Source organism: Sulfitobacter sp. F26169L (assembly GCF_026410285.1).
Taxonomy (GTDB): domain Bacteria; phylum Pseudomonadota; class Alphaproteobacteria; order Rhodobacterales; family Rhodobacteraceae; genus Sulfitobacter.
Map to the genome: position 1 here is coordinate 16485 of NZ_JAPMLP010000011.1, position 14067 is coordinate 30551.

Annotated in this window: 8 protein-coding genes; 2 read left to right on the forward strand and 6 right to left on the reverse strand. The window is 58.3% G+C overall.

Translation table 11 applies throughout. The annotated features are described in order from the left end of the window. Window positions 1–8 precede the first annotated feature (8 nt). Together OS189_RS16840 and dctP are read left to right on the forward strand one after the other, a co-directional pair. Window positions 9–1499, forward strand: a complete 1491-nt coding sequence (locus tag OS189_RS16840; protein ID WP_267168504.1) for a calcium-binding protein — start codon at window positions 9–11, stop codon at window positions 1497–1499. A 130-nt stretch (window positions 1500–1629) separates the two neighbouring features. Then, complete coding sequence (gene dctP, locus OS189_RS16845; RefSeq protein ID WP_267168505.1) at window positions 1630–3276, forward strand: TRAP transporter substrate-binding protein DctP; 1647 nt, start codon at window positions 1630–1632, stop codon at window positions 3274–3276. A gap of 97 nt (window positions 3277–3373) precedes the next feature. On the opposite strand, the gene OS189_RS16850 is transcribed toward dctP, so the two are convergent. From OS189_RS16850 to OS189_RS16875, 6 genes are all read right to left on the reverse strand, one after another. After that, window positions 3374–4795 (reverse strand): nidogen-like domain-containing protein, encoded by a 1422-nt coding sequence (locus tag OS189_RS16850; RefSeq protein ID WP_267168506.1) that lies wholly within the window; start codon window positions 4793–4795, stop codon window positions 3374–3376. A 171-nt stretch (window positions 4796–4966) separates the two neighbouring features. Beyond that, a complete protein-coding gene (locus OS189_RS16855; protein WP_267168507.1) occupies window positions 4967–7330 on the reverse strand; it encodes a calcium-binding protein in 2364 nt (787 codons plus the stop codon). Window positions 7331–7466: 136 nt separating this feature from the next. After that, a complete protein-coding gene (locus OS189_RS16860; protein ID WP_267168508.1) occupies window positions 7467–9431 on the reverse strand; it encodes a matrixin family metalloprotease in 1965 nt (654 codons plus the stop codon). A gap of 171 nt (window positions 9432–9602) precedes the next feature. Beyond that, window positions 9603–10841, reverse strand: coding sequence for a hypothetical protein (locus OS189_RS16865; protein ID WP_267168509.1), 1239 nt, complete (start codon window positions 10839–10841; stop codon window positions 9603–9605). Window positions 10842–10942: 101 nt separating this feature from the next. Continuing rightward, entirely contained in the window at window positions 10943–12181 is a 1239-nt protein-coding gene (locus tag OS189_RS16870) for a hypothetical protein (protein WP_267168510.1), read from the reverse strand. A 100-nt stretch (window positions 12182–12281) separates the two neighbouring features. Then, a complete protein-coding gene (locus OS189_RS16875) occupies window positions 12282–13919 on the reverse strand; it encodes a calcium-binding protein (RefSeq protein WP_267168511.1) in 1638 nt (545 codons plus the stop codon). Window positions 13920–14067: the final 148 nt, after the last annotated feature.

The following is a 14067-nucleotide window of genomic DNA, read 5'->3' on the forward strand; positions in this document are numbered from 1 at the left end:
GATGCGACATGGACGGATTTCGACTGACGGGGCTGCTTGCCGCGCCCGATGATTACAGCCTTACGGGGCTTTCGCTTCTGGAGATGTTTGCAGGCAACGGCGAGACATATCTGCTGGCCGGCTCGGCCGCCAGCGGGGTGGTGAACCGGATCGCGCTCAGCGGCAACTTTAGCGTAAGCGCAAAAGGCTGGACCGCGCAGGACGGGGCGGCTGTGCCGCTGTCGGGCGGGGTTTGTGTGCAAACCGGCGGGCGGGACGGGCTGGTCAGCTTTGACCGCATGACCGCACAGGTCATCGTAAATGAAATAAACAGCACCGGAGAGTTGGCCCCGGCAGCCGTGATGCGCCTTACGGGCGGCACCGCCCTTGAGGCTGCCCATCTGAACCATTTCCAGATGGGCGGGCGGACATGGCTGGTCGGGGTGGATGGTGACCGTGACGGCATCAGCCTCTACCGTCTCGGGGCGGACTGGACCGCCACGCGCACGGCAAGCGTGCAGGACACGCCAAAAACGCATGCCGCCCATGTCTCGGATACGGTAAGCGTACAGGTGGGCGGGGCCCGCTACATTGTCACCGCCTCGGCCCACGAAAACGGCATGAGCAGCTATCGCACCGGCAGTGACGGCAGCCTGACGTTTGTGGACAGTATCGGCACCCGTGACGGGCTGTGGTCAACCGGCCTGTCGGACCTGACGGTGATTGAAACAGGCGGTGAAACCTATGTGATCGGTGTCGGCACCCAAAGCGGCACACTGGCGGCTGTGCGCATCAACCCCGCCGGTGTGTTTTTTGTGGCCGACATCGAGATGGATGACCGCAACAGCCGCTTTGCAGGGGTGCAGGCGGTCGAGACATTCACCGCGCAGGGCCGTGATTTTGTACTGGTCGGCGGCACCGATGGCGGCATTTCAATGTTCGAACTGCTGCCCGAGGGGGTGTTTTTCCACCATATGAACGCGGTGCAATCAAACGCGTGGAACATCGGCACCATCACCGAAATCACCGCCCATGTCAGCGGCGACACCCTGAAGGTGTTTGTAGCAGGGGCCGGCGATGGCGGTCTGGCAGAACTGAGCCTGCCCCTGGCTGACATAGGCACCCGCTGGACGGGCACAGGCGGGGCGGATACGCACACCGGCACCGCAGGGCATGACATGATCCGCGGCGGCGCGGGCAACGACCGGCTGCGCGGCGGTGCGGGCGATGACGTCATCGATGCAGGCACCGGCAAGGACCGTCTGGAAGGCGGGACCGGCGCGGATGTGTTTGTCTTTACCGCTGACGGAACCGCAGACCGGATTGACGATTTCCAAATTGGCATCGACCGGATCGATCTGTCGCAATGGGGGATGCTCTATGACATCTCGGCGCTGTCGATCTCGTCGCGCAACGACGGCGCGCGCATCCGCTACCAGAGCGAGGAAATACGGATCAAAACCATGGACGGTGAAGCCATCGACCCCGACATGTTCAGCCAGAGCGATTTCATCTTCTAAAGGGGGCAGTACGCGCATCCATGTGATGCCCGACGACAGCGCGCTGTAAAGAAATCAACCTTCGGAATAGGAGCAAGACAATAAAGTTGATAGAGTGGTGTCATATTTTAAAAGGCATAAGGATTTTAAGATGACCACTTTAACCCTTGTCACAGACTATACCACAGCCTCACCTATGGGGACGGTGCTGGAGGCTTGGGCCGCCTCTATTGCTACTTTGTCGGCAGGCGCGCATAGCGTGACCGTCTATAACCCCGGAGAGTTGGTGCCGGCCTTCGAAAGCTTTGATGCCGTGAGCACAGCTCAGGTGGATATGGCTTTCCTGTCACCTGTTTATTACAGCAGCAAGCTGCCCGGAATGGAAATACTGGGCACGGCGTTTCGCGCCGAAGCCGGTACAGAAAGCGCGCTTGCGCTAACCCGCGCGCTTGCCACGGGTGCGCCTGATGCGGATCTGGAACTTTTCGGGATGTCGGCACTGGCGGCGGCGTTTGATGCACCGCGCGGGCTTTATACCAGCTTTGCCGCCAGCACGCCCGATGATCTTGACGGACGCAAGCTGTTCATGACGGGCAGCATTGCATCCACACTGGCAAGCGAGGCGGGTGCAGCTGTGATCAACCTGCCTGCCGCCGAATTATACACAGCCCTTCAGACCGGCGTGATTGACGGTGCGATGCTGAATGCCCATGAGGCGGAAAAACTGGATATTGATAATTTGATGCGGCATCATCTGTTGTTGCCCGACAATACCGGCCTGCAAAACCTCTACCGTGCGCTGGTGATCAATGATGGCAGTTTTGATGCGCTGCCGCAGGATCTGCGCACCCTGCTGGAGCAGACCACAGGCGCCACGCTGGCCGCCGATCTGGGCGCTGCTGCCTTGGATTCGCATCAGCGCGGTATCATCATTTCAACCCGGTTCGGCCGGCTGGAGTATCCCGAAGGCGCTGATCTGGACGCGTGGCGGATGTTGACTGATACCGAGGTGGCGCAAATCATTGCAAACAGCACCGATGGAGATACCTCGCGCGGGGAAGCATGGCTGAACGCCTTTGTCACCGCCTCGGGAGGGGAGACACCTCAAGAGCCGGTTATCGAAAACCTGACCCTGACCGGCACATCCGGCGATGATACGCTGAGCGGTGGCGATGGCGATGACACCATCAACGGTCTGGATGGTTCCGACAACCTGATTGGCGGCGGTGGCGATGATGTGATCAACGGCGGTGCCACAGATCAGGACCGGCGCGACAACATCTTTGGCGGCGCGGGCAACGACACCATTGATGGCGGTTATGGCAATGATATGCTGCGCGGCGACGCGGGCGATGACGTGATCGCAGGCGGCTTTGGCGGCGATACGGTGATCGGCGGCACCGGCAATGACAGCCTGACCGGATCGGCGCTGGGGGATATGCTGTTCGGCTCGGACGGTGATGATTTCATCAACGGCGGTTTCGGCTATGACCAGATCAACGGCGGCGCGGGGGCGGATATGTTCTTCCACCTCGGCATTGCCGATCACGGCAGCGACTGGGTGCAGGACTATTCTGCCGCCGACGGGGATACGCTGGTCTTTGGCGACCGGAACGCCACTGCAAACCAGTTCCAGATCAACTATGCCAGCAAGGACAACGCAGGTGATGACAGCGTGGAAGAGGCCTTTGTGATCTATCGTCCTACAGGCCAGATCATGTGGGCGCTGATTGACGGTGCCGGACAGGATTCAATCAATCTGCAAATCGGCAGCGATACGTTCGATCTGATGCTATAGGTTGCACCAATAAAAATGCCGGCCCCCTGTCATAGGGGGCCGGCTGCCTCGGGGTGTCTTGATATGCGTCTCTAAACAGGCGCATTTTCCCGAATGATCAGAGCATCAGATCATAGGTTTCACCTGCAATCTGCAGGTTGATCTCGCTTTCGCCCATACCGTCGACCAAGGCCCACATGATCTGGCCTGTGGGACGGTAGATGATAAATGCATCCGCCACATCCGCATCCCCCGCTCCTTCGGTAAAGGCCGAGTTGATCTGGAACTGGTCGCGGGTGGCATTGGCAAGCCCCACGCGCAACACATCCTGCGCGGCGGCGCTGAAGTCCTGAATCCAGTCGCTGCCGTGATCGGCAATCCCGAGGTGGAAGAAGACATCCGCCCCCGTGCCGCCATTTACACGGTCGGCCCCGAAGCCGCCATTGATGTAATCATCACCGGCACCGCCAAAGATCAGATCGGAGAAAACATTGCCGTTGATCACATCGTTACCGGCCTGACCCTCAAGCGTATCTACGCCGTAACCGCCAGTGATGGTGTCATCGCCGTTGCCACCATAAACCTGATCATTGCCGAAACCCGCATCAATCAAATCATCGCCGTCACCGCCGTAAAAGACATCACGCAGATCGCTGTCTGTATCGCCGCCGCGCAGGGTATCATTGCCTGCGTCGCCATTGACCGTATCGGCACCGTCACCACCCGAAAGCTGGTCGTTGCCATCACCACCGCGCAGGATGTCGTCTCCCGCTCCGCCAAGCAAAAAGTCGTCGCCGCCGCCGCCGTTGATGACATCATTACCCAGATCGCCCAGATAGACATCTTCGCCGTCCGTGCCTGTAAATGTATCATCTCCGTCCGTGCCGACGCCCTGAATTTCGCCGTCTTCCAGCAGGAACTGCCAGACACCGCGCACCCCGAGGTTGCCAGGGAAATCCTCAAGCCCGCGCATCGCGGACTGGTTTCCAGATGTGGGCAGTTCAAACAGGATATCCCCCAGCGAGAACCCCGCACGTGAGACAAAGCCGCCCAGACCGTCAACACCATTGCTGGCATCACCTGTGGTCCAGTCGATATCTTCATAACGGAAAATAATTTCGATATCGCCACCCGAGCGGTCGATCAATTCCAGCTGGAAGGAGTTGGTTCTGTCCGAGTGCTGGTCGTAATACCCCACGTCTTCCCATGTCACGACAATGGAATCACGCACCGTATCATAGGTGTAATAGACAAAGCCGCCGTCATCCGTGCGGGTGTCCACATCCCCCCAGTAGGGGGCGATGATGGTGTTCAATGTGCCGCCACCGATCTGTTCGGGCGTGTATGAATAAAGGCCTGCATCAAATGTAACGTTGCCGTTATTGTTCACGAACATCGAGGTATAGTTGACTCCGGCAATGGTGATCCCGTCCTCGAAGATCGACGTAATATCGATCGACTGGAATTGATCGTCGTTGCGCGCCAGAACATCCGTGCCGGTAGGTCTGAAGCTGTTGTCGGTTACTGTGGTAAAGCTCATATGGAATGTCTCCTTGTTATAAAAAATTATATTCAACCAAAGTATCTGTCAAAATAGTTCACTCATTATCACAGGATAATCTATCCGCTGTCACAGCTGCAAATGACGCCACTGTCGCGGCCTGCGTCCGATGTACTGCCCCCCTATTTTAAAGGGGCAGTACAATTAGTCTCAAGCGGTCAGATCAAATACATCGCCGCCGATGCGCAGGTTGATTTCATCCTGTCCCGCACCGTCAATCAAGGCCCACATGATCTGGCCTGTAGGTTTATAGATAACAAAGGCTTCGGCAACATCCGCGTCCCCTGCATTTGCCTTGGAGGCATAGTTGATCTGGAACTGGTTTGCAGTGGCCGTGGCGCGGCCGAACACCAACTCGTCGCCCTGCGCTGCGTTATAATCCTGTATCCAGTCAGAGCCGTGATCAAAGATGCCAAGGTGGAAGAATTCATCCGCACCCGCCCCGCCATTGATCTGGTCATAGCCGAAACCGCCATTGATGAAATCATTCCCGTCAGAGCCGAACAGCATATCGCCAAGCGCGCCGCCTGTGACGGTATCGTTCCCGTCACCGCCAATGACAGTATCACCGCCAAAGCCGCCCGAGATCACATCGTCACCCGCATCGCCACGCAACTGGTCGTTGCCGTGGCCGCCGTCGATTGTATCGTCGCCATCCCCGCCAAAGATTACATCGCGGCGGTCCTGATCGGTTTCACCACCATACAGCACGTCATCCCCGCCGTTGCCGATCAACGTGTCGTTGCCATCCAGCCCGCGCAGGATTTCACCGTCATCGGTGCTGACCAGACGGTCGTCACCTGCGGTACCGCTCAGGGTGCCCTTGCTGATTTCCAACTCGTATGTGCCTTTGCCGTGGTTGCGCTCACCCACATAACTGCCCAACTCACCTGCCTGAATAAAATAGGTGCCGGTGGTGGTGGCGGAAAACTCGACTGTGACATCGCTGTCGGTACCGCGCTGGACTTTCAGTTCGCCGCCATTGGCCGAGTAGATGCCCACGCCGGCACGGTCCAGGCTTTCCAGCCCGCCATCACCACGCATTGTGATCTCGTAGGTGCGCCCGGCTTCCAGTGTGGTGCGGTACATGTCCTTGTCCACACGGTAATCCAGCGTGTCATTGACTGTCTCGTTGGTGCCGATACGCGCCAGTGTGCCAAACCCGTTAGAGGTTTCGCGCACCATGTCCAGCTCATAGTTGCCTGTGTGATCGCCCCCATAGATCGAGTTAGTACCGGTCTGGATGAAATAGGTTCCCGCGTCTGACGGGGTGAAGGTCAGCAGGTTGGTGGATGTCTTCTGCTCGGTGCCATTGGCATTGAACAAAACCAGACGGAAGCGCTCCAGCGCGTCCTGGCTGCCATCACCTGCAAGGTTCCAGTAATAGCTGTAACCGGTATCCAGCGTTGTCTTGAACCAGTCACGGTCGATCTGGTATTCAGACGTACCAGTGCGGGTCTGGCCTGCGGCAATGCTGCCTTTGGTATCGGCATTGGCAGTCAGTTCGGCTGTCATGCCAAGGGTATACACCCCTGCCTGCCCCGAAGTAGAATAGCTGTTGCCGGTCTGTACATAGTAGGTGCCATCGGTTGCAGGCGTAAACGCCATGCCGCTGTTGCCATCTTCAACTTCGGTGCCGTTGGCATCAAACAGGGTCAGGTTGAAACTGCTGACCGCATCGCTGCTACCATCCCCTGTCATGGTCCAGAAATAGCTTTCATCACTGCTCAGCGTGACCTTGTACCAGTCACTGTCGGAGTTGTATTCAGAGCGCCCTTCAACAGTTTCACCCGCCGTGATGGTGGCGCGGGTCTGATCGTTGGCGGGCAGTTCTGCGGTCATGGCCAGCTGATAATTGCCGTCCTGCCCGCTTCTTGAACTGCCGTCACCGGTTTGCACGTAATAAGTGCCGGCAGTGGTTGGTGTGAACGCCATGCCGGACCCGCCAGTGTCGACTTCGGTGCCGTTGGCATCAAACAAGACCATATTGAAACGGGTCACCGCATCGCTGCTGCCATCCCCTGTCATGGTCCAGTAATAGCTTTTGTCGCTGTTCAACGTGACCTCGTACCAGTCACGGTCGCTGCGGTACTCGGACCGCCCCGCAACGGCCTGTCCTGCAAGCAGGGTTTCGGTGGTGTTGATGTTATCTGCAACTTCCTCAACCAGGTTCAAACGGTAATTCCCGTCCGTGTCCCTGTAAGTGGATGACGTACCGACCTGCATATACAGATCCGTTTGTGTGGTCGGCGTATACGCCAGACCGCCACCAGTTGCGCTCTTCAACTGGGTGCCGTTGTTATCATACAGATAGAGATACGGTCTGGTCAGGCTGTTTGCGCTGCCATCTCCCGTCAGGGTCCAGTAATAGCTTTTGTTATCCGCAACATTTGTGCGCACCCAGTCGGTGCTGGCTGTCGTGTCCAGCGTCCCGCGAAACTGGTCACCCCCCGCAATTGTATAAACAGTGCTGGTATCGGAAACTGCATCAGATGTTTCAGTGATAATTGCCATTATTGACCCCTTAAAAAAGCATACCCCTATCAGAAACGAAACGGGGTTTCCCGATTTAATACATAGGCAGGCATAGTGCGACAACCACCAAGAGTTCCCTAGCGTCGTTTTCTACCATTTCAAACAAATCAGGGTGTTAAGCCATCAAATCGAACACGCTGCCGTCAATCTGGAGATTGATTTCGTCCTGCCCTGCACCGTCTACCAGCGCCCACATGATCTGGCCTGTGGGTTTGTAGATGACAAAGATTTCATCCACCCCCGCGGCACCTGCGCCTGTGGTAGTGGCGGTGTTGATCTGGAACTGCGCCGCCGTGGCATTCGTGTTGCCAAACACCAGCGTATCGCCCTGCGCACTGGTGTAATCCTGCACCCAGTCGCTGCCGTGGTCCGAAATTCCAAGGTGGAAAAACGCATCCGCCCCCGCGCCGCCGTTGATGCGGTCGAACCCGAAACCGCCGTTGATGAAATCATCCCCGTCAGAACCGAACAGCATATCCCCCAGCGCCGATCCGGTCACCGTGTCGTTGCCTGCACCGCCAATCACCGTATCGCCGCCAAAGCCGCCCGCAATCACGTCATCACCACCGTCACCGCGCAATTCGTCGTTGCCGTATCCGCCCTGAAGGGTGTCGTTGCCCGCACCGCCGTAAATCACATCGCGTTTGTCGCTGGCCAGCGTGCCGCCGGTGATGCTGTCATTGCCCGCGCCGCCCGCCAGCGTATCGGCGCCATCACCACCCGTCAGCGTGTCGGCCCCGTCGCCGCCCGCAAGCCGGTCATCGTTATAGCCGCCGTCCAGCAGGTCATCACCCTGCCCGCCATCCAGATGGTCATTGCCGTCACCGCCCTGCAATCTGTCATTGCCCGCGCCGCCGCTCAGGGTGTCATTGCTCAGCCCGCCGCTCAGGGTATCGTCACCGCCCATTCCGTTCAGGTGGTCGCGCGCATCGGTGCCGCTCAGCGCATCATCTTCCGCGCTGCCCTCACGGACGGGGGCGGGGGTGCCGAACAGATCCAGCGTGTCGCGGATATCAAGCGTGCCACCGGAGCTGCGGGTATCAAACCAGATTTCGGCGATATTCTCCATCTCGACGTGCAATTCATACCCCTCATAGACCAGCCGCCCCTGTGCGCCCGACAGGTTCGAGAGATTGAAGTATTCGTCCATCAACACGCGATCGGTTCCCGTGCCACCATCAATCGTGTGATTGCCCGCCCGCGCGACAAAGCGGTCGTTGCCCGCGCCGCCCGACAGGGCGTTGTCGCCCCCGTCCGCCGAGATCACATCATCCCCCGCGCCGCCCGTTATCACATCATCCAGATGGCTCCCCAGCAGCGTATCGGCGCGCTCTGTTCCGCTGATCTGCATGGTTGCGGTTGCATTATCCCACGCCGCCTCCAGCGACAGCGCGGGCGCGCCGTACACCAGCGCCATCGCCTCCTTGTCAACGGTACCAAGCTGCGTTTCGCGAGAAGAGCGGTCATAGGACATGATGGTATAGGCGCCGTTGTCATGGCTCGCTTGAATGACCGGATCACCCGAAAACGGGTGTTTGAACCCCAAGGCATGGCCTACCTCGTGCTGCAAGATCATGTAGCCGCGGATGCCTGGCGCCATGGTACCTGCATTCTCCAGATAGTAATCGCGGTTCATGAAGATATCACCGCCAATGCCGTTGTGACGCACGACATATTCCGACGCTTCCGTGCCCTCTCTGGTGTAGGTGCCGGGGTAATACGCGAACCCGCTGAGCGGATTGCCCGTGGCATTGGTGCGCCCCTCCATATCGATAAAGCCGAAGGTGATATCGCCGCCCACCTCTGCGGGGACTTCCACAAAAGTGACACCCGAAGTGACCTCCCAACTGTCGAGCGCCGTGCGTGCATGGACCTGATGCGCAGGCGTGAACCCGTCAAACCCGTTTTGTGCGCCGGAATAGCTGTCATAGGCGGCTACCTGTGTGGGGAAGGAATAGCTGATCACCACAGGTGTGCCGATGCTGGCGTCAAAATTCCATCGATCTTCCGCCGCGGTTCCTGTCAAAGACAAAACATCGTTGCTGGCATTCAGCGTGCCATTGCGGGGGAAAAAATCCATCTGCGGTCTCTCTTTAGGGCTGTCCCTGACGGGGGGGGGGCGTTGAAACTGCCGCAACTTTCCCGCACCCGCGCGCTTGCGTCAACCGATGCAGATCAAAATAGCGCGCAGCACAAAGACCAACGCGCCGTTTCAGAGCCGCGTTAAGGGAATAAGCCGCACAGAGCCGCGTCAGGCCATCAAATCAAATGTTTGCCCGTCAATCTGTAGATTGATCTGCTCCTGTTCCATGCCATCCACCAGCGCCCACATGATCTGGCCCGTGGGGCGATAGATCACAAATGCCTCGGCCACATCCGCGGCCCCTGTCTGATCCGTGGTGCCTGCATTGATCTGGAACTGCGCGGCAGTGGCACCGGTATCGCCAAAGACCAGCACATCCCCCTGCGCGGCGGAATAATCCTGTATCCAGTCGCTGCCGTGATCCGCAATGCCGAGATGGAAAAATTCATCCGTCCCCGCGCCACCATTCACCAGATCAGAGCCAAAGCCGCCGTTGATAAAATCATTCCCGTCACCGCCAAACAGTTGGTCGCCGAATGCCGAGCCTGTGATGTGGTCATCGCCCGCGCCACCGATCACCGTGTCGCAGCCAAAGCCGCCAGCGATGGTGTCGTTGCCCGCATCGCCGCGCAATTCGTCATTGCCATAGCCACCTGCAATACTGTCGTTACCGGCGCCGCCCAGAACGAAATCGCGCAGATCGGCGGATGTTTCACCGCCATAGATCACATCATCCCCCGCGCCGCCGTTGATTGTGTCGGCCCCGTCACCGGCCAGCACCGTATCATCGCCGCGCCCTGCCAGAATACGGTCGCTAAACCCCGTGCCCTCGATCATCTCGCCTGCACTTGTACCAAGGGTTCTGGGCGCCTCGTTGTCTTCCTCGCGCCCGAACCAGACGTGGTAAACACGATTGCCATAATCACCAAAACCCCCGCGCGCATCCGGATCAGCCTCGACTCCGATGCCGATGGCGTTCCAGACCGTATTGGCAAAACCGCCCTCATTAAGGATCACATCGTTGTGCGAGGGTGACCCCTTCCACCCCTCCAGCGCGCCTTCAATACTGGTGAACCCCCCCGCCGCAATTTCAAACCCGTAGCCCGGATAATCGGTGCCCAGCCGTTCGGGCGCCTCCCAGATGACTTCGGGTGCGCGGTGGTCGCGATAGTAATAGGCATCCGACCAGCTGTGCAGGTTGGCCCCTTCGGGCAGTGTCACCCCTGCCTCCCAGATGTTGTGGATGGTATCCAGCGTATGCCGCCCCGCCACCAGCGTCAGATCAGCCGACAGCGGCAATACCGGAAGATCGTTTTCAATGCGGTAGTCCATGATCAAGCGGTACAATTGCAGCTCTTTCAGGCTTAGATCATCCTGAAAGGTGCGGGCGTAGATGTCGACTGTCATGCCATTCTCCTGTGGCGGATAACGCGAAAAGGGCAGACCCTGCGGCCTGCCCCTTCATCGACTCTATTGGTTTATATATCGCAAAAATTACGGCATGATTTTCAGGCCATCAAATCGTAGGTCTGCCCGTCAATGCGGATGTTGATCCCGTCCTCTCCCATGCCATCCACCAGCGCCCACATAATCTGGCCTGTAGGGCGATAGATGACAAAGGCCTCGGCCACATCATCCGCACCTGCGGTTTGCGTGAAGGCGGAGTTGATCTGGAACTGCGCGGCAGTGGCGCTTTCGATCCCGAAGACCAGCACATCCCCCTGTGCGGCGGAATAATCCTGTATCCAGTCGCTGCCGTGATCGGCAATGCCGAGATGGAAAAATTCATCCGCCCCCGCGCCACCATTCACCAGATCAGAGCCAAAGCCGCCGTTGATAAAATCATTCCCGTCACCGCCAAACAGCTGGTCACCGAATGCCGAGCCGGTGATCTGGTCATCGCCGGTACCGCCGATCACCGTGTCACTGCCAAAGCCGCCGGCGATGGTGTCGTTGCCCGCATCGCCGCGCAATTCGTCATTGCCATAGCCACCTGCAATACTGTCGTTACCCGCGCCGCCCAGAATGAAATCGCGCAGATCGGCGGATGTTTCACCGCCATAGATCACATCATCCCCCGCGCCGCCGTTGATTGTGTCGGCCCCGTCACCGGCCACCACCGTATCATCGCCGCCGCCTGCCAGAATACGGTCGGTGAAACCGGTGCCCTTGATCATTTCGCTGTCGTTTGTGCCGTGGGTTCTGGGGGCGGTGCCGTCTGCTTCGCGCCCGAACCAGACACTGTAAAAACGGTTGCCAAAATTACCAAAGCCGCCGCGCGTGTCCTCACTCCCCTCGACACCGATGCCGATGACGTTCCAGACCGTATCCGAAAAAATCCCCTGATTGAGGATGGTATCATTGTGCGAGGGTGACGCTTTCCATGCCGCCAGCGTATCTTCGATCGTCAGATAACCTCCCGCCGCAATTTCAAACCCGTATCCCGGATAATCGGTACCCAAACGTTCGGGCGCTTCCCAGATCACTTCGGGGCTGCGGTGATCGCTGTAGTAATAAGCATCCGACCAGCTGTGCAGGTTGGTCCCTTCCGGCAGGACCACCCCCGCCTCCCAGATGTTGTGAACCGTGTCCAGCGTGTGCCGCCCGCCCACCAGCGTCAGATCGGCTGACAAAGGCAGGGCCGGCAGATTGTTTTCCGCACGGTAGTCCATGATCAGATGATACAGTTGAAGCTCTTTCAAACTCAGATCGTCTTGAGCAGTCGGGGCGTAGATATCGACGTTCATGGCCGTTCTCCTGTGGGGAAAGCAAAAAGGGGGACGGCCCGAAAAGGCCACTCCCCCATAGTCTAGACCAGATATCTAACGATGGCAAAAACCGTCAGGCTTACGCCATCAGGTCAAATGTTTCGCCGCCGATACGCAGGTTGATCTCGTCCTGCCCCATGCCATCAATCAGCGCCCACATGATCTGGCCCGTGGGGCGGTAGATGACAAAGGCCTCGGCCACATCGTCCGCGCCTGCATTCTCCTTGAACGCTTCGTTGATCTGGAACTGCGCGCGTGTGGCGTTTGTGTTACCAAACACCAGCGTGTCACCGTCCATCGCGGCATAGTCCTGAATCCAGTCGGAGCCGTGATCGGCAATGCCAAGGTGATAGAACGCATCCGCCCCCGCCCCGCCGTTGACCTGATCATAGCCGAAACCGCCGTTGATGAAGTCATTCCCGTCCGAGCCGAACAGCATATCCCCCAGCGCCGATCCCGTGATCGTGTCGTTCCCTGTGCCGCCAATCACCGTATCGCCGCCGAAACCACCGGCAATCACATCGTTGCCCGCATCGCCGCGCAATTCGTCATTGCCATAGCCGCCGTCAATGGTGTCATTGCCTTCGCCGCCGTAAATCACATCGCGGCGGTCCTGATCCGTGGCACCGCCCACCAGCATGTCGTTACCGGCACCGCCGATGATCACATCGCCGCCGTCACCACCATAGATCGTGTCGCTGGCCGCCATGCCCGACAGGCTGTCATTGCCCGGACCACCCACCAGAATGTCGGGGTTCTCCGCACCTGTCAGCGTGTCATTACCGCCAAAACCCGCCATCAGAACACCAAGACCGTTGCTGTTGGATTCAGCCGTTTCCACATGTGCAGCATCCGACGGGACATCCATGCCCATGGTGAAATAAGACATTTCACGCCCGTCCACGAACAGCCGCGCCTGTTCGAAAAAGTCACCCTCGACAACGGGGCCCGAGACGGTAAAGAACGGCGCATCGTTCTCGCCGCTGATCACCATATTGCGCAGCGTGATGCCGTCTTCGGTGTAATACTCTCCATTACCCAGAATGGATGCCACCAGCCCCAAGCTGGTCAGCCCGCCGTCCAGCCCCCCTGCGAAGGTACCGTTAAAGGTGATGTCCACATCCTGCGTCAGTTCGATTTCGACACTGCGTGCACCCAGATCGATCTCGGCCAGCGTCTCGCCATCCTTGCGCAGCGCTGCAGAAGTAAGATCATAGCGCGCGATACGTGCTTCCAGATCGGCCTGCTCGGCGGCGTCGACATATATAAATCCGTCCATGAACTCTTCGACCGCATAGATCAGGTCCGTCACTTCCCTGAAGCCGGTGGGAAAGCTGCCCTCGATCACAAGCTCGCGTCCGGACCCGCTTACGGTCAGGCTGTTTGCGGTCAGGGCGGCGCTGAGAACAGGCGATCCGTCCTGACGCACCTCAAGATTGGTGATCGTGCCCTGTGCCGTGTTGTTCATCACGGCTGCCTCGAAAGCTTCGTAGGAAGAAACAGGGGCAAACCCGTAACCGCGGAACTCAAGCTCGACATTGCCCTGGGTGGAGGTAATTGCGTTGCTGCTTACCGTCACTGTCTCGGGCTGATCGATATCAACCGAATCCAACTCGTCGAAACCGGTCAGGTCCAGCTGGTTCAGAACATCCAGCGGGTTGAGGGTTGCCTTGTTCATAAAGTTGATGAACGCTGGGGTGATGTCGATGCGGGCCATTTTGGGTATCCTTTTGCAGGTGCATGAGTATGTATCGGATGTGCAAGCGTAGAATTCCCATACTTACATTCCCGCGTCTATAAAATAATACGCTTTTTCATCCTCTTGCCGGTGCGGCAAAATCTTCACCCCCGGCAAAAAGCCCCGC

What these genes read in the sequence shown, in the direction of transcription:
- OS189_RS16840 (WP_267168504.1), top strand. Translation starts at nt 9, where the DNA reads ATGGACGGATTTCGACTGACGGGGCTGCTTGCCGCGCCCGATGATTAC.
- dctP (WP_267168505.1), top strand. Translation starts at nt 1,630, where the DNA reads ATGACCACTTTAACCCTTGTCACAGACTATACCACAGCCTCACCTATG.
- OS189_RS16850 (WP_267168506.1), bottom strand. Translation starts at nt 4,795, where the DNA reads ATGAGCTTTACCACAGTAACCGACAACAGCTTCAGACCTACCGGCACG.
- OS189_RS16855 (WP_267168507.1), bottom strand. Translation starts at nt 7,330, where the DNA reads ATGGCAATTATCACTGAAACATCTGATGCAGTTTCCGATACCAGCACT.
- OS189_RS16860 (WP_267168508.1), bottom strand. Translation starts at nt 9,431, where the DNA reads ATGGATTTTTTCCCCCGCAATGGCACGCTGAATGCCAGCAACGATGTT.
- OS189_RS16865 (WP_267168509.1), bottom strand. Translation starts at nt 10,841, where the DNA reads ATGACAGTCGACATCTACGCCCGCACCTTTCAGGATGATCTAAGCCTG.
- OS189_RS16870 (WP_267168510.1), bottom strand. Translation starts at nt 12,181, where the DNA reads ATGAACGTCGATATCTACGCCCCGACTGCTCAAGACGATCTGAGTTTG.
- OS189_RS16875 (WP_267168511.1), bottom strand. Translation starts at nt 13,919, where the DNA reads ATGGCCCGCATCGACATCACCCCAGCGTTCATCAACTTTATGAACAAG.